This window comes from Bradyrhizobium cytisi (assembly GCF_008123515.1).
Taxonomy (GTDB): domain Bacteria; phylum Pseudomonadota; class Alphaproteobacteria; order Rhizobiales; family Xanthobacteraceae; genus Bradyrhizobium; species Bradyrhizobium cytisi.
This window is the reverse complement of sequence record NZ_VSSR01000033.1, coordinates 1-23,702: the sequence shown is the minus strand read 5'-3', so window position 1 is coordinate 23,702 and position 23,702 is coordinate 1. Positions and strand designations below refer to the sequence as shown.

Annotated in this window: 22 protein-coding genes; 14 read left to right on the top strand and 8 right to left on the bottom strand. The window is 64.6% G+C overall.

What is annotated here, in order from left to right; genetic code table 11:
- The first annotated feature begins 102 nt into the window (after positions 1 to 102).
- The 5 genes from FXB38_RS20825 (at position 103) to FXB38_RS20805 (ending at position 7,195) form a co-directional block, all read left to right on the top strand.
- Positions 103 to 1,752, top strand: coding sequence for an ABC transporter ATP-binding protein (locus tag FXB38_RS20825; protein ID WP_148752856.1), 1,650 nt, complete (start codon positions 103 to 105; stop codon positions 1,750 to 1,752).
- Between the two features lie 270 nt (positions 1,753 to 2,022).
- Entirely contained in the window at positions 2,023 to 3,528 is a 1,506-nt protein-coding gene (locus FXB38_RS20820) for a M81 family metallopeptidase (protein ID WP_148752855.1), read from the top strand.
- A 27-nt stretch (positions 3,529 to 3,555) separates the two neighbouring features.
- On the top strand, positions 3,556 to 4,719 hold the full coding sequence (locus tag FXB38_RS20815) for a M20 aminoacylase family protein (RefSeq protein ID WP_148752854.1): 1,164 nt from the start codon (positions 3,556 to 3,558) through the stop codon (positions 4,717 to 4,719).
- Between the two features lie 2 nt (positions 4,720 to 4,721).
- On the top strand, positions 4,722 to 6,143 hold the full coding sequence (locus FXB38_RS20810; RefSeq protein ID WP_148752853.1) for an amidase: 1,422 nt from the start codon (positions 4,722 to 4,724) through the stop codon (positions 6,141 to 6,143).
- 161 nt (positions 6,144 to 6,304) lie between these two features.
- Positions 6,305 to 7,195: a crotonase/enoyl-CoA hydratase family protein gene (locus FXB38_RS20805; protein WP_148752852.1), complete on the top strand. Its 891-nt coding sequence runs from the start codon at positions 6,305 to 6,307 to the stop codon at positions 7,193 to 7,195.
- Between the two features lie 98 nt (positions 7,196 to 7,293).
- Here FXB38_RS20805 and FXB38_RS20800 read toward each other — a convergent pair whose 3' ends face one another.
- The gene (locus FXB38_RS20800; protein WP_148752851.1) at positions 7,294 to 8,271 is read right to left on the bottom strand and encodes an NADPH:quinone oxidoreductase family protein; all 978 of its coding nucleotides are present in this window, start codon (positions 8,269 to 8,271) and stop codon (positions 7,294 to 7,296) included.
- A complete protein-coding gene (locus tag FXB38_RS20795) occupies positions 8,271 to 8,879 on the bottom strand; it encodes a 2-hydroxychromene-2-carboxylate isomerase (RefSeq protein WP_148752850.1) in 609 nt (202 codons plus the stop codon). Before FXB38_RS20795 ends, FXB38_RS20800 begins: the two co-directional genes overlap by 1 nt.
- A gap of 205 nt (positions 8,880 to 9,084) precedes the next feature.
- Between FXB38_RS20795 and FXB38_RS20790 the strand changes: the two genes are divergently transcribed.
- Positions 9,085 to 10,107: a methionine synthase gene (locus FXB38_RS20790; protein ID WP_148752849.1), complete on the top strand. Its 1,023-nt coding sequence runs from the start codon at positions 9,085 to 9,087 to the stop codon at positions 10,105 to 10,107.
- Complete coding sequence (locus tag FXB38_RS20785) at positions 10,107 to 10,340, top strand: hypothetical protein (RefSeq protein ID WP_246230015.1); 234 nt, start codon at positions 10,107 to 10,109, stop codon at positions 10,338 to 10,340. Before FXB38_RS20790 ends, FXB38_RS20785 begins: the two co-directional genes overlap by 1 nt.
- Here FXB38_RS20785 and FXB38_RS20780 read toward each other — a convergent pair.
- From FXB38_RS20780 to FXB38_RS20770, 3 genes are all read right to left on the bottom strand, one after another.
- Positions 10,337 to 10,954, bottom strand: coding sequence for a hypothetical protein (locus FXB38_RS20780; protein WP_148752847.1), 618 nt, complete (start codon positions 10,952 to 10,954; stop codon positions 10,337 to 10,339). The two genes, FXB38_RS20785 and FXB38_RS20780, sit on opposite strands and share 4 nt — an antisense overlap.
- A gap of 101 nt (positions 10,955 to 11,055) precedes the next feature.
- Entirely contained in the window at positions 11,056 to 11,583 is a 528-nt protein-coding gene (gene gpt, locus FXB38_RS20775) for a xanthine phosphoribosyltransferase (RefSeq protein WP_187435030.1), read from the bottom strand.
- Between the two features lie 37 nt (positions 11,584 to 11,620).
- Positions 11,621 to 12,358: a competence/damage-inducible protein A gene (locus tag FXB38_RS20770; RefSeq protein ID WP_148752846.1), complete on the bottom strand. Its 738-nt coding sequence runs from the start codon at positions 12,356 to 12,358 to the stop codon at positions 11,621 to 11,623.
- A gap of 276 nt (positions 12,359 to 12,634) precedes the next feature.
- On the opposite strand from FXB38_RS20770, the gene FXB38_RS20765 reads away from it, so the two are divergent.
- The 5 genes from FXB38_RS20765 (at position 12,635) to FXB38_RS20745 (ending at position 17,592) form a co-directional block, all read left to right on the top strand.
- The gene (locus FXB38_RS20765; protein WP_148752845.1) at positions 12,635 to 14,053 is read left to right on the top strand and encodes a circularly permuted type 2 ATP-grasp protein; all 1,419 of its coding nucleotides are present in this window, start codon (positions 12,635 to 12,637) and stop codon (positions 14,051 to 14,053) included.
- A 4-nt stretch (positions 14,054 to 14,057) separates the two neighbouring features.
- A complete protein-coding gene (locus FXB38_RS20760) occupies positions 14,058 to 15,002 on the top strand; it encodes an alpha-E domain-containing protein (protein ID WP_148752844.1) in 945 nt (314 codons plus the stop codon).
- Positions 15,003 to 15,099: 97 nt separating this feature from the next.
- Positions 15,100 to 15,948 (top strand): transglutaminase family protein, encoded by an 849-nt coding sequence (locus FXB38_RS20755; RefSeq protein WP_148752843.1) that lies wholly within the window; start codon positions 15,100 to 15,102, stop codon positions 15,946 to 15,948.
- 102 nt (positions 15,949 to 16,050) lie between these two features.
- Positions 16,051 to 16,809 (top strand): proteasome-type protease, encoded by a 759-nt coding sequence (locus FXB38_RS20750; protein ID WP_148752842.1) that lies wholly within the window; start codon positions 16,051 to 16,053, stop codon positions 16,807 to 16,809.
- A 24-nt stretch (positions 16,810 to 16,833) separates the two neighbouring features.
- A complete protein-coding gene (locus FXB38_RS20745) occupies positions 16,834 to 17,592 on the top strand; it encodes an SDR family oxidoreductase (RefSeq protein WP_148752841.1) in 759 nt (252 codons plus the stop codon).
- Between the two features lie 203 nt (positions 17,593 to 17,795).
- On the opposite strand, the gene FXB38_RS20740 is transcribed toward FXB38_RS20745, so the two are convergent.
- Positions 17,796 to 19,034, bottom strand: coding sequence for an MFS transporter (locus tag FXB38_RS20740; protein WP_187435023.1), 1,239 nt, complete (start codon positions 19,032 to 19,034; stop codon positions 17,796 to 17,798).
- A gap of 157 nt (positions 19,035 to 19,191) precedes the next feature.
- Here FXB38_RS20740 and FXB38_RS20735 point away from each other — a divergent pair, with 157 nt between their 5' ends.
- Positions 19,192 to 20,442 (top strand): NupC/NupG family nucleoside CNT transporter, encoded by a 1,251-nt coding sequence (locus tag FXB38_RS20735; RefSeq protein ID WP_148752839.1) that lies wholly within the window; start codon positions 19,192 to 19,194, stop codon positions 20,440 to 20,442.
- A gap of 139 nt (positions 20,443 to 20,581) precedes the next feature.
- Here the strand turns inward: FXB38_RS20735 and FXB38_RS20730 are convergent, their stop codons facing one another.
- Together FXB38_RS20730 and FXB38_RS20725 are read right to left on the bottom strand one after the other, a co-directional pair.
- On the bottom strand, positions 20,582 to 21,652 hold the full coding sequence (locus FXB38_RS20730) for a threonine aldolase family protein (RefSeq protein ID WP_148752838.1): 1,071 nt from the start codon (positions 21,650 to 21,652) through the stop codon (positions 20,582 to 20,584).
- Between the two features lie 27 nt (positions 21,653 to 21,679).
- A complete protein-coding gene (locus FXB38_RS20725; RefSeq protein WP_210250933.1) occupies positions 21,680 to 22,600 on the bottom strand; it encodes an amino acid ABC transporter substrate-binding protein in 921 nt (306 codons plus the stop codon).
- Positions 22,601 to 22,753: 153 nt separating this feature from the next.
- On the opposite strand from FXB38_RS20725, the gene FXB38_RS20720 reads away from it, so the two are divergent.
- Complete coding sequence (locus FXB38_RS20720) at positions 22,754 to 23,674, top strand: LysR substrate-binding domain-containing protein (protein ID WP_148752837.1); 921 nt, start codon at positions 22,754 to 22,756, stop codon at positions 23,672 to 23,674.
- Positions 23,675 to 23,702 lie beyond the last annotated feature (28 nt).

The following is a 23,702-nucleotide window of genomic DNA, read 5'->3' as shown; positions in this document are numbered from 1 at the left end:
TCCGTCATTGCGAGCGAAGCGAAGCAATCCAGTCTGCCTCCGCGGAAAGATTTCTGGATTGCTTCGTCGCTTCGCTCCTCGCAATGACGACGGAGTGACCTGATGACCAACCCCATTCTCGACATCAACAACCTCGTCGTCTCCGTCGGCAAGAAGCCGGGCGGGCCCAAGATCATCGACGGCATCTCGGTCCAGGTGCACCAGGGCGAGACGCTGTGCCTCGTCGGCGAAAGCGGCTCGGGCAAGTCGGTGACCTCGCTCACCACGATGGGCCTGCTGCCGAAGGGCACGCTGGTTCCGACCAGCGGCAGCGTCAAGCTGGTCGGCGAGGAGATCCTCACCGCGACCGACCGCCGCCTGCGCCAGCTACGCGCGACGCAGATGGCGATGATTTTCCAGGAGCCGATGACCGCGCTCAACCCGGTCGTGCACGTCGGCCGCCAGATCGACGAAGTCTTGCGCGCCCACACCGATCTCGATGCCAGGACGCGCAAGAAGCGCATCCTCGACATGATGGAGCAGGTGCGCCTGCCCCAGGTCGAGCGTATCTTCGCCTCCTACCCGCACCGCCTCTCCGGTGGCCAGCGGCAGCGCATCATGATCGCGATGGCGCTGGTGCTGGAGCCGAAGCTGCTGATTGCCGACGAGCCGACCACCGCGCTTGACGTCACCACGCAGAAGCAAATCTTGACCCTGATCCGTGACCTCCAGCGCGATCACGGCACCGCCGTGCTGTTCATTACCCACGACATGGGCGTGGTCGCCGAGATCGCGGACCGCGTCGCGGTGATGCGGCAAGGTCGTCTGGTCGAGACCGGCACGCTCGATTCCATCCTGCGCAATCCGACCATGGAGTACACCCGCAATTTGCTCTCCGCGGTGCCGAGCCTGGTGCCGCGCGCGGCGCGGCCCGAGACCAAGGAGCCGGTGGTGCTGGAAGCCAACGAGCTCAGCAAGGTCTACAAGGAGCGCGCGTTCTTCGGCAAAGGCCGCGAGGTCGTCGCCGCCGACAAGGTGACGCTGACGCTGCGCAAGGGCCGCACGCTCGGCATCGTCGGCGAAAGCGGCTCGGGCAAGTCGACGGTGGCGCGCTGCATCGTGCGCCTGATCGATCCGACCTCCGGCGGCGTGCGGCTGGCCGGCCGCGAGATCTCCGACATTTCACGCCGCCTGCTGCAGCCGCACCGGCAGAAGATCCAGATCGTGTTCCAGGATCCCTACCGCTCGCTCAACCCGCGCGTCACCGTCGGCGAGAGCATCGCGGAAGGCCCGATCAATTACGGCGTCTCGCATGCCGATGCCATGAAGCGCGCCCGCGAGCTGCTCGAGCTGGTCGGCCTGCCGGCCGATGCGGTGTCGCGCTATCCGCACCAGTTCTCCGGCGGCCAGCGCCAGCGTATCGCCATTGCGCGCGCGCTCGCGCTCGATCCCGATGTGCTGGTTGCAGACGAAGCCGTCTCCGCGCTCGACGTCTCCGTGCAGGCGCAGGTGCTGGAACTCCTGCACGAGATCCAGAAGCGGCTCGGCATCGCCATCCTGTTCATCACCCACGATCTGCGCGTCGCCGCCCAAATCTGCGACGAGGTCGTGGTGATGCAGCACGGCCGCGTCGTCGAGCAGGGCCCGGCCGCCGAAGTGCTGACGCATCCGCAGGAGGCCTACACTCGGGCCTTGCTCGAAGCAGCGCCGGGCCGCGGCTGGGACTTTGCGAATTTCCGGCCGGTGTCGGAGGGTGTGGCGGCGAGCGTGTAAGCTCTCCCAGGCTGTCATTCCGGGGCATCGCGAAGCGATGAGCCCGGAATCCATCAGGCTGTGGACTCTGTCGCACGATGGATTCCGGGCTCGCGCCCAAGGGGGCGCGCCCCGGAATGACGACGGAGAGAGATGCGCCGGCCTCGCAACAACGGTGCAAGCATTCCCAAAACGATCTGAGCCCATGCGCGAGGCGATTGCCTCCCTCGCTTGCTCTCGCCTCAGCGCCAAGGCTAACGTCGCGCACTTTCATACGCTGGACTTGTATTGATGACACGTATCGCCGTCGGCGGCTTCCTGCACGAGACCAATACCTTCGCTCCGACGAAGGCGACGTACGCGGATTTCCAGCATGGCGGCGGCTGGCCGGCGATGACGGAAGGTGCCGACGTGCTGAAGGTGATGCGGCGCATCAATGTCGGCCTTGCCGGCTTCGTCGACAGCACTGAGGCCAATGGCTGGGAACTCGTTCCGACGATCGCCTGTGGTGCAAGCCCCTCGGCGCATGTCACCAAGGACGCCTTCGAGCGCATCGTGAAGGTGATGGTCGACGGCATCGCGGCCGCGGGCCCGATCGACGCGGTCTATCTCGATCTGCATGGCGCGATGGTCACCGAGCATCTCGACGACGGCGAAGGCGAGATTTTGGCGCGCGTGCGCCGCGTCATCGGCAAGGATGTTCCGCTGGTCGCGAGCCTCGACCTCCACGCCAACGTCACGCCCGAGATGATGGAGCATGCGGACGCGCTGATTGCCTACCGCACCTATCCGCATGTCGACATGGCAGAGACCGGCCGCGCCTCTGCAAGGCACCTCGCATTGCTGCTGAAGACCAAGCAGCCCTTTGCAAAGTCGTTCCGCCAATTGCCGTTCCTGATCGCGATCAGCTGGCAATGCACGAACGACTTTCCCACCAAGGGCATCTACGAAAAGCTTGCCGCTCTCGAAAGCGATGCGGTTCCGACGCTCTCTTTCGCGCCAGGCTTCCCTGCCGCCGATTTCTGCGATTGCGGGCCGAGCGTGTTCGCCTATGGCAAGACGCAAGGAGATGCCGACCGTGCAGCGGATACGATCGCCAAGCTGATCGAAAGTCACGAGAACGATTTCGACGGCAAGATCTGGTCGCCCGATGATGGCGTCCGCCACGCCATGGAGCTTTCGAAGAGCGCGAGCAAGCCGATCATCATCGCCGATACTCAGGACAATCCCGGCGCCGGCGGCGATTCCGACACCACCGGCATGCTGCGCGCGCTGGTGCGCAACAAGGCGAGCGCCGCGACCGGCGCGATCTACGATCCGGCGTCAGCCAAGGCCGCGCATGCGGCCGGCGTCGGCGCCACCATCACGCTCGCGCTCGGCGGCAAGTCCGGCATTCCCGGCGACGAGCCCTATACCGAGACCTTTGTCGTCGAAAAGCTCTCCGACGGCCGCTTCATCGCGCCCGGCCCCTATTATGGCGGCCGCGAGATGGAGATGGGCCCGTCGGCGGCCTTGCGCATCGGCGATGTGCGTGTCGTTGTCTCCTCGCACAAGGCGCAGCTCGCCGATCAGGCAATGTACCGCTATGTCGGCATCGAGCCGATTGGGGAGAAGATTCTGGTCAACAAGAGCTCGGTGCATTTCCGCGCCGATTTCGAGCCGATCGCGGAAAAGCTGATGATCTGCGCCGCGCCCGGCGCGATGCCGGCCGATACCGCCTCGCTGCCCTGGACGCGCCTGCGGCCGGGTATCCGCATCAAGCCGAACGGCCCCGTTTTCATGCCCAAATCTCGCTAATCAAGTCACGCTAACCGGACAGGACACATGCCCACCATTGACCGCATCGACGGCTATGCCGACGAACTCACCGCCATCCGCCGCGACCTCCACGCCCATCCCGAGATCGGCTTCGAGGAGGTCCGCACCTCCGGCATCGTCGCCGACAAGCTGAAGGGCTGGGGCATCGAGGTGCATCGCGGCCTCGGCGGCACCGGCGTGATCGGCGTCATCAAGGGCAAGGGCGCGAGCGGCAAGCGCATCGGCTTGCGCGCCGATATGGACGCGCTGCCGATGGAAGAGAACACCAATCTGAAATGGAGCTCGAAAATCCCCGGCCGCTTCCACGGCTGCGGCCATGATGGCCACACCACCATGCTGCTCGGCACCGCGCGCTACCTCGCGGAAACGAGAAACTTCGACGGCACCGTGCACCTGATCTTCCAGCCGGCCGAGGAAGGCCTCGGCGGCGCCCGCGCCATGATCAAGGACGGCCTGTTCGAGAAATTCCCCTGCGACGAGCTCTACGGCCTGCACAACGCGCCCGACCTCAATCTCGGCGAGATTGCGATCCTGCCCGGCCCGGCGATGGCCGGCGCCGACTTCTTCGACCTCCGCATCACCGGCTATGGCGCGCATGGCGCAATGCCGGAGCGCTCCAAGGACGCGGTGATCATCGCGACCACGCTGGCGCAGGCGATCCAGACCATCGTCAGCCGCAATGTCGAGCCGCTCCAGGCCGCGGTGGTGTCGATCACCCAAATCCATGCGGGCTCCGCCTACAATGTCATTCCCGGCGAAGCGCATCTTTGCGGCACCATCCGCACCTTCTCGGATGAAGTCCGCGCCCTGATCAGCCAACGCGTCCGCACGATCTGCGCCGGCATCGCCAGCGCCTATCAGTGCGAGATCGACGTCGACATCCGCGACACCTTTGGTGTGCTGGTCAACCAGGTCGAGCAGTCCAAGGTGGTCGAGGACGTTGCGCGCACCATCGTCGATCCTGCCAAGGTGATCACCCGCAGCCAGCCGAAGATGGGCAGCGAGGACTTTGCCGACATGCTGCAGACCATTCCGGGCGCCTATTTCTGGGTCGGGCATGAGGGCTCCGTGCCGGTGCACAATCCCGGCTATGTGCTCGACGACAAGATCCTGCCGATCGGCGCCAGCATGTTCGCCCGGATCATCGAAACGCGCATGCCGGTAGTTTAGCGATGCACAAGAAGGGCGTCGAAGAGGCGGTCACCTCGTTGCACGATCTCTCCGCGGTCGATCTGATCGCAGGCTATCGCGCCAAGCAGTTCTCGCCGAGCGAGGTGCTGGAGGACGTGCTCGCGCATGTCGCTGCGTGGGAACCACACCTTAGGGCGCTATATGCATTCGATCCCGACAGCGCGCGAGAGGTGGCCGCGGCCTCGACCGCGCGCTGGTCAGGCGGCGAGCCCTCCGGGGCGCTCGACGGCGTGCCGGTGACGATCAAGGATAACATCGCGACCAAGGGAGTGCCGGTGCCGCTGGGGGCTGCCAGTGTCAAGCTCGTCCCGGCCGAGAAGGACGCTCCGCCCGCCGCGCGGCTGCGTGAGGCCGGCGCAATCATGTTCGCGAAGACCACCATGCCCGATTACGGCATGCTGTCCTCGGGGCTCTCCTCCTTCCACGCGCTCGCGCGCAATCCCTGGGACCTCTCCAAGAATCCCGGCGGCTCCAGCGCCGGTGCGGGCGCCGCAGCCGCAGCCGGCTATGGCCCGCTGCATCTCGGCACCGATATCGGCGGCTCGGTGCGCCTGCCCGCGGGCTGGTGCGGTCTCGTCGGGTTGAAACCAAGCTTTGGCCGCGTGCCGATCGATCCCGCTTATGTCGGCCGCGTCGCCGGCCCCATGACCCGCACGGTCGATGATTGCGCGCTGATGATGAGCGTGATCGCAAAGCCCGACCGGCGCGACGGCACGAGCCTGCCCGCCGAGCCGCTCAACTGGAAGGGTCTGGAGAAATCCCCGCGCAAGCTGCGCATCGGCCTAATGCTCGATCCCGGCACCGGCATGGCGCTGGAGAAGCCGGTGCGAGAGGTCGCGGTGAAGGCCGCAAAGGCGTTCGAATCCGCAGGCAGCGTCGTCACCGAAGTCGACGGCATCCTCACGCGCGAGATGCTCGACGGCCTCGACAACTTTTGGCGCGCACGAATGTGGGACGATCTGTCGAAGCTGACGGCGGCCGAACAGGCAAAGGTGCTGCCGTATATTTTTAGATGGGGCGAGTCCGGCGCAAAGTTGTCGGGCGTCGATGTCATCCGTGGCTTCAATCAGACCATGGCGATCCGTGCGGCGGCGTCAAAGCTGTTCTGCGAGATTGATTACGTGATCTCGCCGACCGCGCCGAATGTCAACTATGCGGCGGACTGGGCCTCGCCCACCAACGATCCGATGAAGCCGTTCGAGCACATCTGCTATACCGTGCCGTGGAATATGTCGGAGAACCCGGCGGTCTCGATCAATGGCGGCTTCGACGCCAAGGGTTTTCCCATCGGCGTGCAGATCGTCGGGCGCCGCTTCGACGATATCGGCGTGCTCGGCATGGCCAAGGCGTTTGAGAGCCTGCGCGGCGCGCAGAAGCCCTGGCCCAAGCCACCGGCGAAGTAAACACACTCTCGTCATTCCGGGTTGCGCCCTCTTGGCGCAAGCCCGGAATCCATTCATCCGCACAAGTGGTGTGGAGAAATGGATTCCGGGTTCGCGCGTCGCGCGCCCCGGAATGACGTGCTAGAGAGAACGACAAAGAGACAAGGGAAGGAAACCACACTATGGCGTATGAGACGATCAAATACGAGGTCGCCGAGCAGATCCTCACCATCACGCTGAACCGGCCCGACAAGCTCAACGCCTTCAACGCGCAGATGCAGGCCGAGCTGATCGACGCGTTCGACGCCGCCGACAAGGACGACAACGTCCGCGCCATCATCGTCACCGGCGCAGGCCGCGGCTTTTGCGCGGGCGCGGACCTTTCGTCCGGTGCAGACACGTTTGATCGCGACGCGCGTCGCGGCCCGGTGAAGCGTTTTGCCGACGGCAAGGTCGACTACAGCGATCCGCAGGTCCGCGACGGCGGCGGTCAGGTGACCTTGCGCATATTCAAGTGCCTGAAGCCCGTGATCGCCGCGGTGAACGGTCCTGCCGTCGGCATCGGCGTCACCATGCAGCTCGCGATGGACATCCGCATCGCCTCGGACACCGCGCGCTTCGGCTTCGTGTTCTCCCAGCGCGGCATCGTGCCGGAGGCGGCCTCGAGCTGGTTCCTGCCGCGCATCGTCGGCATCTCGCAGGCGCTGGAATGGTGCTATTCGGGCCGCGTCTTTCCGGCGCAGGAAGCGCTCGCCGGCCGTCTCGTCAGCAAGGTCGTCGCCCCCGATGATCTGCTGCCGACCGCCCGCGCGCTCGCCAAGGAATTCGCGGCCAAGACCGCGCCGGTGTCGGTGGCGCTGATCCGCCAGATGATGTGGCGCATGATGGGTGCCGACGATCCCATGGAAGCCCACAAGGTCGACAGCCGCGGCATCTACGCCCGCGGCCGCTCGGAGGACGTGAAGGAAGGCGTGGTGTCGTTCCTGGAGAAGCGCCCCGCGCAGTTCAAGAACAAGGTGTCCAGCGATATGCCGGATTATTTTCCGTGGTGGACAGAGCGGGAGTATAAGTGAGGGATCGTAAGGTGGGTTAGCGAAGCGTAACCCACCTCTTTCATATCCACGGTCACAGAAGCGGTGGGTTACGCCTTCGGCTAACCCACCCTACGTTCTCACTCCATCACCAGTGCCACCCGCCCGATCGCCTTGCGGTCGAGCAACAGCCGCATCGCCTTGGCGCAATCTTCCAGCTGAAGGCGGTGCGAGATATTCGGGCGCAGCTTACCCTCCTCCGCCCATTGCAGCAGCGCCTTCAGGCGCGCCTCGCCGAGCGCCGGATTTTTCCGCACCGCTTCTCCCGCGCGCACGCCGAGCACGCTGGCGCCCTTGATCAGCAGCAGATTGGTTTTCGCCGAGCCGATGCCCCCGGTGAATCCGATGACCAGCAGCCGCGCACCCCAGGCGATGCAGCGCATCGAGTTCTCGAACACCTCGCCGCCGACGGGGTCGAACACCACGTCGGCGCCACGGCCATCGGTGATGCGCTTGACGGCGTCGCGAAACGGCTCGCGGTCGTAGCGCACGAGATGGTCGGCGCCGCGTGCCTTGGCGATCGCCAGCTTCTCGTCGCTGGACGCCGTCGCGATCACGGTCGCGCCCAGCATCTTGCCGATCTCGACGGCGGCAAGGCCGACGCCGCCACCAGCGCCATGCACCAAGAGCACCTCGCCCGGCTGGACCCTGCCGCGATCGATCAGCGCGTGATAGGCGGTGCCGTGGCCGGCGAGATAGGTCGCGCCCTCGGCGTAATCAAAGTTCGATGGCAGTGGCGTGAGCTGTGACGGCGTCACGACCGCTTCATCGGTGAAGGCACCGTGGCGCATCCTGACGATGACCTTGTCGCCGACAGCGACGCCCTTCACCTCTGCGCCGAGTTCGGTCACGTCGCTGGCGGCTTCCATGCCAGGCGTGAACGGCAGCTCGGGCTTGAGCTGGTACTCGCCGGCCGCCATCAGTACATCCGGAAAGTTCAACCCGGCGGCCCGGATCGCGACCCGAACCTCGCCCGGCTTGAGGGCGCGCGAGGGAAACTCTTCCAACCGCAACATTTCGGGTGCGCCGAGCGCGCGGCAGACGACGGCCCGCACCATCAGGCCGCGCTCGCCTTGTTACGCAGCAGCGCCTCGCGGATCAGCGGCAGGCGATCATTGCCAAAATACATGTCGGTCTTGTTGACGAAAATCGTCGGCGAACCGAACCCGCCGCGCGCGACGACCTCTTCCGTATTGGTTTTGAGCTGGTCCTTGATCGCCTGCTCCGAGATGCCAGCAAAGAATTTCTGCTCGTCGACGCCGACCTTCGTGCAGATCTCGGCCAGCACCGCGTCCTGCGAGATGTCCTTGTCGTCGCCCCAATAGGTCTCGAACAAGGCGGTTGCGAACGGCACCATCGCCTTGCCCAACCAGATGCAGCCGCGCATCGCCTTGACGCTGTTCACCGGAAACACCGTCGGCGGCATCTTGATCGCTAGGCCCGTCGAGCGCGCCCAGTCCTGAAGGTCCTTCTTCATGTAGCGCGCCTTCAGCGGCACCGGCGTCTCCCGCTGCGCGTAGACGCTCGGATTGACGGTGTTGAAGATGCCGCCGACCAGGATCGGCCGCCAGATGATCTCGGCGCCTAGCTCCTTGGCCAGCGGCTGGATATTGTGGAAGGCGAGATAGGTCCACGGGCTGGAGCAGTCGAAGAAGAATTCGATCATGGCGTTTCCTTTGTTTGTATTCGGTACGCTCTCTCCTCCGTCATTGCGAGCGCAGCGAAGCAATCCAGACTGCCGCCGCGGAAAGTTTCTGGATTGCTTCGCTTCGCTCGCAATGACGCGCGGCGGGGCCGACTTTTGTTGTTCTGTACCTCGACGTTAAGACATGGCAGACAGAGGCGCAATCACAACCCGCCGGGAGGGACCCATGCTGTTTCCAACGACGATCGCGGGCTCCTTGCCCAAGCCGGAATGGCTCGCCGAGCCCAACATGCTCTGGGCGCCCTGGAAGTCGCAAGGTGACGAGCTTGCACGCGCCAAGCGCGACGCGACGATGCTTGCGGTGAAGGTCCAGGAGGACGCCGGGATCGACATCGTCACCGAGGGCGAGCAGGCCCGGCAGCATTTCGTGCACGGTTTTCTGGAGAAGATCGAGGGCATCGATTTCGCCCACAAGGTCGAGATGGGCATCCGGAAAGATCGCTACAAGGCGATGGTGCCGCAGGTGGTCGCGCCGCTACGGTTGAAGGGCCGCGTCCATGCCGACGAGGCGCGTGTGGCGCGCACGCACACGAGGAAGAAACTGAAATTCACCCTGCCCGGCCCGATGACCATCATCGACACCATCGCCGATCGTTACTATGGCGATCGGGTGAAAATGGCGTTCGCCTTCGCCGAGCTTTTGAACGAAGAGGCCAAGGCGTTGCAAGCCGACGGCGTCGATCTCGTGCAGTTCGACGAGCCCGCCTTCAACGTCTACATGGACGAGGTCAACGACTGGGGCATCAACGCACTCGAGCGCGCCGCGCAGGGGCTCACCTGCGCCACCGCCGTGCACATCTGCTACGGTTACGGCATCAAGGCCAACACCGACTGGAAGGAGACGCTCGGCGCGCAGTGGCGGCAGTATGAGCAGATTTTTCCGGCGATCGATGCGAGCCCGATCCAGCAGGTTGCGATCGAGTGCCGCAATTCCAAAGTGCCCCTTGATCTGCTCGCGCTGCTGAAAAACAAGTTCGTGCAGGCCGGGGTGATCGATGTCGCCAGCGATACGGTGGAGACGGCCGAGGACGTCGTCAAGGTGATCGACGCGGTCTCGAAGTTCGTGCCCAAGAGCAACATCATCGCCACCACCAATTGCGGCATGGCGCCGATGCGCCGCGAGATCGCCGAAGCCAAGCTGATGGCGCTCGGCGCCGGTGCGGCGCTCGCGCGCGAGAAGCTCGGGTGATGGCCGTGATCCGACCGGTCCTGGTCATGGCTGCGCTTGCGGCATTCACGCTGCATGCGAACGCGGAGGACCGCTCCGTGCTGCTGAACTGCAAGGCGATGGTGGAACGCGCATCCAGGGGTGCAAATGCCACAAGCGAGGCTGAACTCACCCGCTGCCGTCAGGTGATCCGCGAATGGGCTTTGCGCGATGCGCGGACGACGGTGGATGAAGAGGGTAAGCCGCTGCGCTAAGGCAACGCGGTCGGATGCAGCACGGGCCGGTAGCCGGCATTCATCGTGCGTAGCGTCGATGGCGGCGTCAGCAGCATTGCTTCGTCCGGATGCTGCTCCACCGCAACATAACCGGCAGCCGACCACAGCAGCGCCCTGCCCTGCGTGATCAAATAACTCTTGTCGCCCTGCTGCAGCATCGCGCCGTCGGGAAGCTGAGCGACCGGCACCAGCAGAGTGTGAAGCCGCTTCTTGCCGTGATCGAGCCGCTCGTGGTGCAGCACCGTATCGATGTCGTGCATGCGGACGTCGTGCACGCGGTTGCCCTTCTCCCACGCGGCGCGGAAGCGATTGGCATCGTCGCGTCGGCAATAGAAGCAGGGACGATGCCCGGCGGCGAGCGCGGTGGCTTCATCGAGAAAGAACAGCTCGGTCCAGCTCTGCTGCGCCATCACCTCGCGGCGGCGGCCGCGGAATTCGCAGGTGCAGGTGAGCCAGGCCGGCGACGACCAGCGCTTCTTCAGCAGCGTCTTCGTCGCGGGATCATGGATGATGCCGCGATTGCCGGTGAACAGCCCGCGATGCGTGGTGGCGATGATCTCGCCGGTCGGCGTGACGCGGTTTTGCAGGGGCATGGCTGGCTCCGCCCGTCATTGCGAGCGAAGCGAGGCAATCCAGAAATGTCTCCGCGGAAGCAGTCTGGATTGCTTCGCTTCGCTCGCAATGACGGCGATACTTACGCCGCGCCGTCGCGGAGCGGCGGGTGGTAGGAGAGCGCGGTGTCCCAGGGGAAGAAGATCCAGGTGTCCTGCGAGACTTCCGTGATGAAGGTGTCGACCAGCGGGCGCCCCTTCGGCTTGGCGTAGACGGTGGCGAAATGCGCGTCGGGCAGCATCTCGCGCACCAGCTTGCCGGTCTTGCCGGTGTCGACGAGGTCATCGACGATCAGGAGTCCCTTGCCGGTACCGCCCCCGAGCTTCATCGCCTGATCCGAGATGCCCTTGAGGACCTGGAGATCGCCCTGCTTGGTGTGATCGTAACTGGCGATACAGACCGTATCGATCACGCGTACCCCAAGCTCGCGCGCCACGATCGCCGCCGGCACCAGACCGCCGCGGGTGATCGCGATCACCGCGTGAAAGGGGCCAACCTCGTTGAGCCGCCAGGTCAGCGCCCGGCAATCCCGGTGGAACTGGTCCCACGAAACGGGGAAGGCCTTGCCCGCGCGCTCCTGCGCGCTCAGTTCCGGTGCTTCACCAGCCATCATCATCTCCTGCATTCGTCTCCCGGCAGTTCATTTGCTACCGGGTGATGTTCAACCCCGCCAGCATTTCCTTCACCGCCGCCATCGCGGATGCCAGCTTATCCGCATCACGCGAGCGCACCACCAGATTGGTGTTCGGCTTTTGCTCCTCGTCCATGAAGGGATAGCTGCCGATGATGGTGTCGGGGTGCGCGGCGGCGATCGCCCGCAGCGGGCTGCCGATGTCGCCTTCCCGCGCATTGGCGCGGACCGATTCGGACAGCATGCGCACGCCGGATTTCAGCTTGGGCGAGACGATGTCCATCATCGCCTGCATGATCGAAGGCACACCGGCCATCACGATGACATTGCCGATCTTGAAGCCAGGGGCGAGGATAGTCGCGCTCTGGATCAGCTCGGCGCCGTCGGGGATGCGGGCCATGCGCAGGCGGGCCTCGTTGAGGTCTTGCTCGCTCCAGCGCTCGCGGAAACGGGCAACCACCTCGGGGTGGTGGTCGATGCCCACGCCAAAGGCCTTGGCGACGCTGTCGGCGGTGATGTCGTCATGGGTCGGTCCGATGCCGCCGGTGGTGAATACGTAATTGTAACGATGCCGCAGTGCATTCAACGCGGCAATGATATCGTCCTCGTCGTCGGAAACAATCCGGACTTCCTTCAGGTCGATGCCGATATTGGTCAGGTATTCGGCGATGAAGCCGATATTCTTGTCCTTGGTCCGGCCGGACAGGATTTCATCCCCGATGACCAGAATGCCCGCCGTGACGATCTCGCTCATACCTAAAGTCCCTCGCTGTCCCACGGAATTTGCCGGGGTAACGCGTTGAAGTCACGCGGTTTTGCTGCCGAAATAAGCAGTCCTCAGCCATTTTTTCAGGCACCTTCCCGGCCATATCCGGCAAATGCCCTTTCTCCATGCTTATCGCGCTGGCCCGCCCCTTGCTACCTCCTCAGAGTCATGCACTCTTGCCGCATGGCCAGGACGTTGCGGTCTTCACCAAGGCCTGACGACCTGCCAAATGGCGCAACGCCTTGCGGGGACAAGTCGGGATCTATGGCAGTCGCGTTTGACGAAATGAACATTCCCGGCGGGGACCTTCGCCCCGCCTATCAGGAGCTGGCGCGCTGGCTCAAGGAGACGCCTCCCGAGGCGCTCGAATATCGCCGCCAGGAGGCCGAGCTCCTGTTCCGCCGCATCGGCATCACCTTTGCCGTCTATGGCGATTCCGAATCCACCGAGCGCCTGATCCCCTTCGACGTGATCCCGCGCATCATGTCCGGCAAGGAATGGTCGCTGCTGGAGAGGGGCCTGAAGCAGCGCGTGCGCGCGCTCAACATGTTCCTGCGCGACATCTATCACGGCCGCGACATCCTCCGCGCCGAAATCGTGCCCGAAGATCTGATCTTCCAGAACCCGGTCTTCCGCCCCGAGATGAACGGCCAGCAGGTGCCGCACGACGTCTACGTGCACATCGCCGGCATCGACATCATCAGGGTCGATGCCGAGGACTTCATCGTGCTGGAGGACAATGCGCGCACGCCGTCCGGCGTGTCCTACATGCTGGAAAACCGCGAGATCATGATGCGGTTGTTTCCGGATCTGTTCGCCCGCCACCGGGTGGCGCCGGTCGAGCGCTATCCGGACGAGCTGCTCTCCGCTCTCCGCTCGGTCGCGCCGAACAGTGCCTCAGGCGAGCCGACGGTCGCGCTGCTCACGCCTGGCGTCTACAACTCCGCCTATTACGAGCACTCCTTCCTCGCCGACAAGCTCGGCATCGAGCTGGTCGAGGGCCGCGACCTCATCGTCAAGAACAACGAAGTGTTCATGCGGACGACGGAAGGCGTGAAACGGGTCGACGTGATCTATCGCCGCGTCGACGACGATTTCCTCGATCCCCTCACCTTCCGGCCCGACTCGGCGCTCGGCGTGCCCGGGCTGATGTCGGCCTACGCGGCCGGCAACATCACGCTCGCCAACGCGGTCGGCACCGGCATCGCCGATGACAAGGCGATCTACTCCTACATGCCGGAGATCGTGAAATTCTATCTCGGCGAGGATCCGATCCTGAAGAACGTGCAGACCTGGCGCTGCCGCGAGCCGAAGGATCTCGCCTACGTGCTGGATAATTTGAGCGAGCTCGTCGTGAAGGAAGTGCACGGCTCCGGCGGCTACGGCATGCTGATCGGCCCTGCCGCGACCAAAGCAACGATCGAAGCCTTCCGCGAGAAGCTCAAGCGCGAACCAGAAGGTTTCATCGCCCAGCCGACGCTGGCGCTCTCGACCTGCCCGACCTGCACGGCCTCCGGCCTCGCCCCGCGCCACGTCGATCTGCGGCCCTTCGTGCTCACCGGCAGCAAGAGCACGACGATCGTGCCGGGCGGGCTAACACGTGTTGCGCTGAAGGAAGGCTCGCTCGTGGTGAATTCGAGCCAGGGCGGCGGCACCAAAGACACCTGGATTTTGGACGAGTAGAGAGATGCTGTCGCGTACCGCCGAAAACCTCTACTGGCTCGCCCGCTATGTCGAACGGGCCGAATATCTCGCGCGCACCATCGATGCGACCTTGCGCGTCACCGCGCTTCCCGCCGCCTATATCGGCAAGACCAACGAGTGGGACTCCGCGTTGCTCACCGCCGGCGTCGCGGAAAGCTTCTATCAGACCCACGAGGAAGCCAACGAGCACAACGTCGTCGACTACCTTTCGTTCTCGGCCGACAACCCGTCCTCGATCAGGAACTGCATCGAGGCGGCGCGACTGAACTCGCGTTCGGTGCGCACGGCGCTGACCAGCGAGATGTGGGACACCATCAACTCGGCCTGGATCGAGCTTCAGGCGGTCTGGAGCAAAGGCACTTCCACACGCGAGGACCTCGCAAAATTCCTGCGCTTCGTGCAGGAGACCTCGCTGCGCTTCGACGGCTCGGCCTACCGGACCATGCTGCGCAACGACGCCTACTGGTTCTCGCGCCTCGGCCTGCATCTGGAGCGCGCCGACAACACCGCACGCATCCTCGACGTCAAGTATCACGTGCTGCTGCCCGAAGAGGAGCACGTCGGCGGTCCGCTCGACTTCTATCAGTGGAGCTCGATCCTGCGCTCGGTGTCGGCACTGACGGCCTATCACTGGGTCTACCGCGAGACGCTGAAACCTTGGCTGGTCGCCGATCTGCTGATTCTCAACGGCACGCTGCCGCGCTCGCTTGCCAGCTGCTACGACAATCTCGTTCGCAACCTCGACCAGATTGGCGTCGACTATGGCCGCCAGGGCCCGGCGCAACGCCACGCCCGCGGCATCCGCAACCGGCTGGAACACAGCAACATGAACGACATTTTCCAGCATGGCGTGCATGAATTCATTCAGGAATTCATCACCGACAATTCCAGGCTGGGCGAAATCATCACGAAGCAGTATCTGATCTGACCTTCGTCATTCCGGGGTGGTCCGAAGGACCAGACCCGGAATCTCGAGCGATGCTATCGCATCGTCCCGGAATGACGCATAGAAACCATGGTCCACCATGCGCCTGCGAATTTTGCATACCACGACCTATCGCTACGAACCGCCGGCGACGAGCGTGATCCAGATCCTGCGCATGACGCCGGGCAGTCATGACGGGCAATATGTGGCGGAATGGCAGATCGACGTCTCGACCGACACCAAGCTCGACATCCATGAGGACGCCTTCGGCAATGTCACCCATGTGCTGTCCTGCGGGCCGGTCTCCGACATCAAGATCACCGCCGAAGGGCTGATCGAGACCCACGATACCGGCGGTGTGCTGCGCGGCGCCGACGAGCGCTTTCCCGCCGACATGTTTCTGCGCACCACCGATCTCACTACTGTCAATCCGGCGATGGCAGCGGTCGCGCGGCAGTTGCGCAGCGAGGCCGAGACCGACAGGCTCGGCTTCCTGCACACGCTGATGTCGCAAATCAGCGACCACATGACCTTCGACGAAGATCCAACCAACAGCGGCACGTCGGCGGCCGAGGCGTTCACGCTCAAGCGCGGCGTCTGCCAGGACTACGCGCATATCTTCATCGCCTGCGCCCGCACCGGCGGCGTGCCGGCGCGCTTCGTCTCCGGACACTTCCTGCGCTCCGACGGCACCGTGCATCAGGACGCCGGCCATGCCTGGGCGGAAGCCTATGTTCCCGATCTCGGCTGGGTCGGCTTCGATCCCGCCAACAGCATCTGCACCACCGACGCCCATGTCCGCGTCGCGATCGGGCTCGATTATCTCGGCGCAGCACCGGTGCGCGGCACCCGCTATGGCGGCGGCGCGGAGACGCTGACGGTCGCGGTCAAGGTCGAGCAGGCCGGCCGCGGCGGCCAATCGCAGTCGCAGTCGCAGCGGCAGAGCTAGCTTCATTCAGGGGCGCATTGGGATTGGACCGGCCCTTTGAAATTGGCTAGTAATTCCGCGCAACTAGCTGTTGCTTGAGCCAAAACGCGTCGGGGACTGGAAATGACCTATTGTTGTGGAATCCTGGTTCGGGACGGGCTGGTCATGATCGCCGACACCCGCACCAATGCCGGCCTCGACAATGTCTCGACCTTCCGCAAGCTGCATATCTTCTCCAAGCCCGGCGACCGCATCATGGCGATCGCCAGCGCCGGCAACCTCGCCATCAGCCAGTCGGTGCTCTCCACCCTGACCGAGGGCCTGGAAGACCCCGACACGGGTGAGATCGAGACGCTGATGAACGCGCCGACCATGTTCCAGGCCGCCCAGCGCATCGGCCGGGCGATCCGGGCGGTGCACGCGACCGAAGGGCCGGCGCTGAAATCCGAGGACGTCTCCTTCGACGTCTCCTTCCTGTTCGGCGGCCAGATCAAGGGTGCGCGCATGCGCCTGTTCATGGTCTACACCGCCGGCAATTTCATCGAGTGCACCACCGATACACCCTACCTGCAGATCGGCGAGCACAAATACGGCAAGCCGGTGCTCGACCGCGCCATGCATTACGACGTCGAGCTCTACGAGGCACTGAAGACCGGCCTGATCTCGATGGATTCGACCATGCGCTCGAACCTCGGCGTCGGCCTCCCCATCGACGTGCTGGTGGTGCGCGCGGATGCATGCGACGCCGATCTCAACCATCGCATCGAGGCAGGCGAGCCCTACTTCCACGACCTGCGCTCGCGCTGGTCGGCGGCGTTGCGCGCGGCGCATCAGAATATTCCGCGTCCGCCCTACAAGAACGAAAAAGAACCGAAAACCTGACAACTGAAGAAAAGGCAGGAAACGATGAGCGAAGCAAAAAAGATCGCATTGGTGACCGGTGCGGGCACCGGCGTCGGGCGCGCCGCGTCGCTGGCGCTGATGAACATCGGCTTCACCGTGGTGCTGGTCGGGCGCCGGCTCGACATGCTCGAGGAGACCGCGAAGCTCGGCCCAGCAGGCAAGAGCCTGTGCATCACCGCCGACATGACCAAGCCGGACTCGATCGCCGCGCTGTTCGACAAGGTGAAGGCGACCTGCGGCCGGCTCGACGTGCTGTTCAACAACGCCGGCATGGGCGCACCCGCCGTCAACTTCGAGGACCTCAGCCTCGAGCAGTGGCAGGCGGTGGTGAACACCAACCTCACCGGCCCGTTCCTGTGCACCCAGCACGCCTTCCGCATTATGAAGGACCAGAGCCCGCGCGGCGGGCGCATCATCAACAACGGCTCGATCTCGGCGCATGCGCCGCGGCCGTTCTCGGCGGCCTACACCTCGACCAAGCACGCCATCACCGGCCTCACCAAGGCCTCCAACCTCGACGGCCGCATGTATGACATCGCGGTCGGCCAGGTCGACATCGGCAATGCCGCCACGCCCATGACCGACCGCATGGTCAACGGCCCGGGCGTGCTGCAGCCGGACGGCACCACCAAGCACGAGCCGCGCATGGATGCGAAAGCGGTCGGCGATGCCGTCGCCTACATGGCCGGCCTGCCGCTCGATGCCAACGTGCTGACCATGACCGTCATGGCCACCAAGATGCCGTTCGTGGGACGCGGCTGAACTCAAAACGCGAAAACAACCCCATGCACAGTAGGCGCCAAGGACGCTTACTGCTGCTCGGCTGCAGGGGTGACGCGGCGTAAGTCCGCGCGCTGTCTCCACAATCGTCATTGCGAGCGCAGCGAAGCAATCCAGTCCGTCGTCGCGGCGAGATTCTGGATTGCTTCGCTGCGCTCGCAATGACGGGGGAGAGAGCGAGCCCGCTATTCCAGCGTTTCCACCTGCCGCAGGGTGGGGAACAGCTTCATCCAGAGCAGCGCCACCGCGACGGTGCAGACGCCGCCGAGCACGGCGGCGGGCATGGCGCCGAACAGCGCGGCCGTCAGTCCGCTCTCGAACTGGCCGAGCTGGTTCGAGGCGTTGATGAAGAGGAAATTGACCGCGCCGACGCGGCCGCGCATCTCGTCGGGGGTTGAGAGCTGCACCAGCGAGAAGCGGATCACGACGCTGATGGTGTCGGCCGCACCCAGGATCGCGAGCGACAGCACCGACAGCCACATCCAGGACGACAGCGCGAACACGATCGTGGCGACCCCGAACACGATCACCGCCTGGAACATGCGCAGGCCCACATGCCGCGTGATGGCATGGCGCGCCAGCACCATGGTCATCAGCAGTGCGCCGACGGCTGGCGCCGCCCGCAACACGCCGAGTCCCATCGGGCCGGTCTGGAGAATGTCGCGGGCGTAGATCGGCAGCAGTGCGGTGACGCCGCCGAACAGCACGGCGAACAGGTCGAGCGAGATGGTGCCGAGGATCGCCGGATTGCTGCGGATGAAGCGAACGCCGGCAAAGATATTGTCCGAGCTCGTCCCCTCCTTGGCGACCGCCTGCGGGCGCGGCTGGATGAAGCCGGTCAAAATCATCCCGAGGATCCAGAACAGCAGCATCACCGCATAGGCCAGATGCGGTGCGATCGCATAGGCAAAGCCGCCGAGCGCCGGCCCCGTGATGGTCGCGACCTGCCCTGCGCCACTTGCGACTGCCGTTGCGCGCTGGAGCGATCCCTGCGGCGCGATCAGCGGCAAGAGCGCCGCCGTGGTCGGGCTCTCGAAGGCGCCGGCGATGCCAAGCACGAAGGTCGCGACGAAAATCTGCACCTCGCTGACCGCGCCGAGATAGGTGATCCCTGCGAGATAGAGCGCGGTCGCGGCTTCCACGAGCTGGCAGAGCTGGACCACGCGCTTGCGCTCGAAACGGTCGGCGGCGTGGCCGGCGACGAAGACGAGCAGCGCGGTGGGCGCGAATTGCACAAGGCCGACCATGCCGAGGTCGAAGGCCGAGCCGGTGAGGTCGTAGATCTGCCAGCCGATTGCGACCGCCGCGATCTGGCTGGAAAAGCGTGACAGGCTGCGCGAGAGCAGGAAGAACAGGAAGGCGCGGTGGCGGAGGAGCTCACCGGCGCTGACCGCCGGACCGGCTGAAACTGGCTGTTCTGGCATCGCCTCTTCGGTCACGCTCGGCTGGTCCGCCCCTGGTATCGAGGTGCCTCGCGTGGCTGACGCGGGCCTGCTTGTCAACAGCGGGCGGCACCTGGGGCCATCCGGCATTGCGTTTGCAACGCAGGCGCGGCCATAATCACGGGGGTTTGGGGACATCATGCTGCGGCTGCAATCGACACTCGGCGTTTTCGCATTGCTGCTGATCGCGTTCGCGCTGGCGGAGAATCGCCGCGCGGTCTCGCTTCGGCAGGCGCTGATCGGCCTTGTCGTGACCTTCGTCACCGCGATCGTGCTCTTGAAGGTGCCGATCGTGGCGCATGCCTTCGGCGCCATCAACGACGCGGTCGGCGCCATCTCCGCGGCCTCGCGCGCCGGCTCCTCATTCGTGTTCGGCTATGTCGGCGGAGGTCCCCTGCCCTTCGACCTGAAGACGCCGGGCGCCGATTTCATCCTGGCGTTCCAGGCGCTGCCGATCGTGCTGGTGATGAGCGTGCTGACGACGCTGCTGTTCTATTGGCGCGTGCTGCCCCCGATCGTGCGCGGCATGGCCTGGCTGCTCGAGCGCACGCTCGGCGTCGGCGGCGCGGTCGGGCTTTCGACCGCCGCCAACATCTTCCTCGGCATGGTCGAGGCGCCGCTGTTCGTGCGGCCGTATCTGGTGCAGATGAGCCGAAGCGAATTGTTCCTGGTGATGACCGGCGGCATGGCGGGCATCGCCGGCACCGTGCTGGTGCTCTATGCGACGCTGCTGGCGCCGCTGATCCCCGACGCGGCCGCGCATTTCGTCATTGCCTCCGTACTGGGCGCACCGGCCGCGATCCTCGTCAGCCTGATCATGGTGCCGGAGACAACCGGCAAGCGCACCGGCGGCGCGCTGGAGGATCCCAAGATGGAAGTCTCCAGCACGATGGATGCGATCGTGAAGGGCACGAGCGCGGGGATCGAGTTGCTGATCAACATCGTCGCGATGCTGCTGGTGCTGGTGGCGCTGGTCTACCTCGTCAACGCCATCCTTGGCCTGCTGCCAAACATCGGCGGCGCCGCAATCTCGTTGCAGCGCCTGCTGGGCCTCGTGATGGCGCCAGTGTGCTGGCTGATGGGGCTGCCCTGGGATCAGGCCGTCACCGCCGGCAGCCTGATGGGCACCAAGACCGTGCTCAACGAACTGATCGCCTATGTCGACTTCTCGAAGCTGCCGCCGGGCACGCTCGATCCGCGCTCGCGCCTGATCATGCTCTACGCGATGTGCGGCTTCGCCAATTTCGCCAGCCTCGGCATCATGATCGGAGGGCTCGGCGTCATGGCACCGGAGCGGCGCGACGAAATCAATGCGCTAGGGCTCAAATCGATCGTGTCAGGCACGCTGACGACGTGTCTGATGGGCGCGATCGTGGGGGTGTTGACGTAAGTCTCTCCGCCGTCATTGCGAGCGAAGCGAAGCAATCCAGAAATGCATCCTTGGAGATAGTCTGGATTGCTTCGTCGCACCAGCGCAAAATCGCTTCGCGATTTTGTCGCGGGCTCCTCGCAATGACGGCGGAGAGAGTCTAAGCCAAAACTCCAGCCACGGTGCGAAATGCCGCGACAGCGCGATCAATGTCGGCATCGTCGATATGGCGATGGGTCACACAGCGCAAGCGACGCCGCCCCCAGGGCCTGGCCCTCAGCCCCGCCTTCTCGAGCGCCCCTGACCACGCGGCACTGTCGCGCCCGGAGAGAGAGACATCGACCTGCACGATATTCGTCTGCGGGATTGTCGCGCTGAGCTTTGGACCGATCGCGTTCAGCGCATCACTCAGGGCTCGCGCACGCCGGTGGTCCTCGCCCAGACGCGCACCCATGACCTGAACCGCCTCGAGGCCGGCGGCAGCCAGGATGCCGATCTGGCGCTGCGTGCCTCCCAGCATCCGGCGAAACCTGCGGCTCCGGTCGATCACGGCGCGCGGCCCGGCGAGCACAGCACCGGCCGGCGCGCTCAGGCCCTTCGACAGACACAGCGAGACCGTGTCGCTATGCCTCGCAACCTCGGCCGGCACCGTTTCGAGCGCGACCGCGGCGTTGAAGAGCCGCGCGCCGTCGAGATGCACCGGAACGCCGCGGGCCGAGGCCATGGCGTGCACGGCCTGCATATGCTCCAGCGGCAGCACGGCGCCGCTCGCGTTGTTGTGCGAGGTTTCCATCGCGACAAGGGCGGTCCTGAGCTTGAGCCCTTCGCCCTGCAAGGCGTCTTCCAGCAAATTCAGGTCCATCGCGCCGTCGCTTCCGGCAATGGCGAGGTAGAACTGCCCGGTAAACGTCGCCGCCCCACGTTCGGAGCTGTACATATGAGCATTCGCCTCCAGCACGATCTGTTCGCTGCGCTGCGACTGCGCCAGCGTCGCCAACAGATTGGCCATGGTGCAGCTCGGCACAAACAGGCCGGCGTCCTTGCCCAACGCCGCAGCTGCGACGGCCTCGAGCTCCTGCACCGTGGGGTCGCCATCCAGCCCGTCATCACCGAGCGGCGCCGAGGCCATGCGGGCATACATCGCTTCGGTCGGCTTGGTGACCGTATCGCTGCGCAGGTCGATCGGTGGCAACTCAGCGCCCGTCAGACTCGTGTCGTGTCGATGTGCCATTGCGGGACCTCTAGAGCACTTGGTGCGTCATTCGTAGACTGCGGGGTCGCCGGAATCGGTCGGGTTGGCCAGCGCCCGCTTGAGGGCGGCGCTCATTGGAAATTTCAGGTTGAGGCCATGCGGTGGAATCGGTGAATTGAAATATTTGTCGTACAGCGCCGCAATCTGTCCGCTCTTCATCATGTCGATCACGGCCTCGTCGACCACCTTCTTGAAAGCAGGATCGTCCTTGGGTTCGACGATACCGTAAGGCGCCAGCTCGAGACCCTTGCTACCGATCAGGTAGTCATCCGGCGTCCTGGACGAGGCGACCGTGGCATAAGCGAGACCGTCATCGTTGGCTGAGCCGGCCACCCGGCCCGTCGACACCAACAAGAAGGTCTCGGCGGTGTCCTTGGCCGGCACGACCGTGATGCCGAGATTGTTCCTGGCGTTGATCAGCGTAATCACCTTGAAAGTCTGGCCGCCGGCCTGGGCGGAGATGGCCTTGCCACGAAACGAAGTGGGGTCGTTGACATCGACCCCACCATCCCTGCGCGCGACGAGGACGACCTGCGCAACGAAGGTGGTGGGAGCAAAGGCGGCAAGTTTATGCCGCTCGACATTATTGGTCGTGTTGCCGCATTCGAGATCGATCGTCCCGTTGGCGAGCAGCTGAATGCGTGTCGCCGAGGTGATGGGGTTATAGCGAGTCTCGAGCTTGGGGAGCTTGAGGGCCGTCTTGATCGCCTGCACCACCTGTTCACAGATTTCCACGGTGTAGCCGACCGGCTTCTGGTTACCGTCGAGATAGGCGAAGGGCACCGAGGTCTCGGGATACCCCAATGTGATCGAGCCGGTCTCACGGATCTTGTCCAGCCTGCCCGCACCCTGGGCGATGGCCTCGCCGGAAAGAAGACCTGCAGCGACGCTCGCCGCGGCAAGTGCCTTGATCGTTGTCGCTTTCATGTCGTCCCTCTCTTGGCGAATGTTCGTGACGCCGTCCGCGCTCGGTGAGCAACGATAGGGCAGCTCCGTGCGAACGGCGTCACGCTCTGGACTATCGTCCAAAAGACCGATCTGATGAAATTCCAGTTTCACACTCCCTTATACGGATTTGATATGGCCACCAGACGCATGGGCTTGAAGCATGTGGAGGCTTTTCGGGCGGTCTTCGTGACGGGATCGATGACGCAGGCGGCTCAGCGCATGCATACCTCGCAACCCCAGATCAGCCGCCTGATCGGACAGTTGGAGGCGATCACGCAATTCCCGCTGTTCGACCGCAGCGGCGGCCGCCTCCGTCCGACCGTGGACGGATCGCGCTTTTTCCAGGAGGTCGAGAAGACTTTCATCGGCCTGGCGGGACTGGAGACCAGCGCAGCCAGCATCCGCTCGTTCGGCATGGGTCGGCTAAGCGTTGCGGCGATGCCGCGCCTGGCCGGCGGCCTGCTGACGCGCATCGCGGCGCGCTTCAAGGTCGACTATCCGCATGTGATGATCTCGATCCGGTCAGGCACGGCGAGCGCCGTGCACGACTGGGTCAGTTCCGGGCTTTGCGACACCGGGCTCGCAATGCTTTACGGCGAGGTTGCGGGGGTGCATGTCGAGCCGGTGCTCAAGACCCGTTGCGTCGCGATCATGCCGAAGGCGCATCGTCTTGCGCAGAAGAAGACGCTGCGCCCTGCCGATTTCGCCAATGAGGCCTTCATCTCCTTCGCCACGGGGAGCCCGCTCCACGATCGCATCGATATGATCTTTGCGCAGGCCGGCGTCACGCGCCGCGTCGTTGCCGAGACCGATCTGGGCGCATCCGTCTGTGCCCTGGTCGCGGCGGGTCTCGGCATCAGCATCATCAATCCGATTGCCGCGCATGACGAGAGCTCTGGCGCGGCCCTGATTGCGCGTCCCTTCAACCCTGCTGTCCCCGTCACGATCGCGCTGCTCTATCCGCCCTATGCCGCGCGCGGCCGGTTGATCGATGTCTTCGGCGAATATGCGCGCAAGATCATGAGCGAAGAACTGGGCTATCTCGAGCGGTAGTCGGGGGGCCCGTCATTGCGAGCGCAGC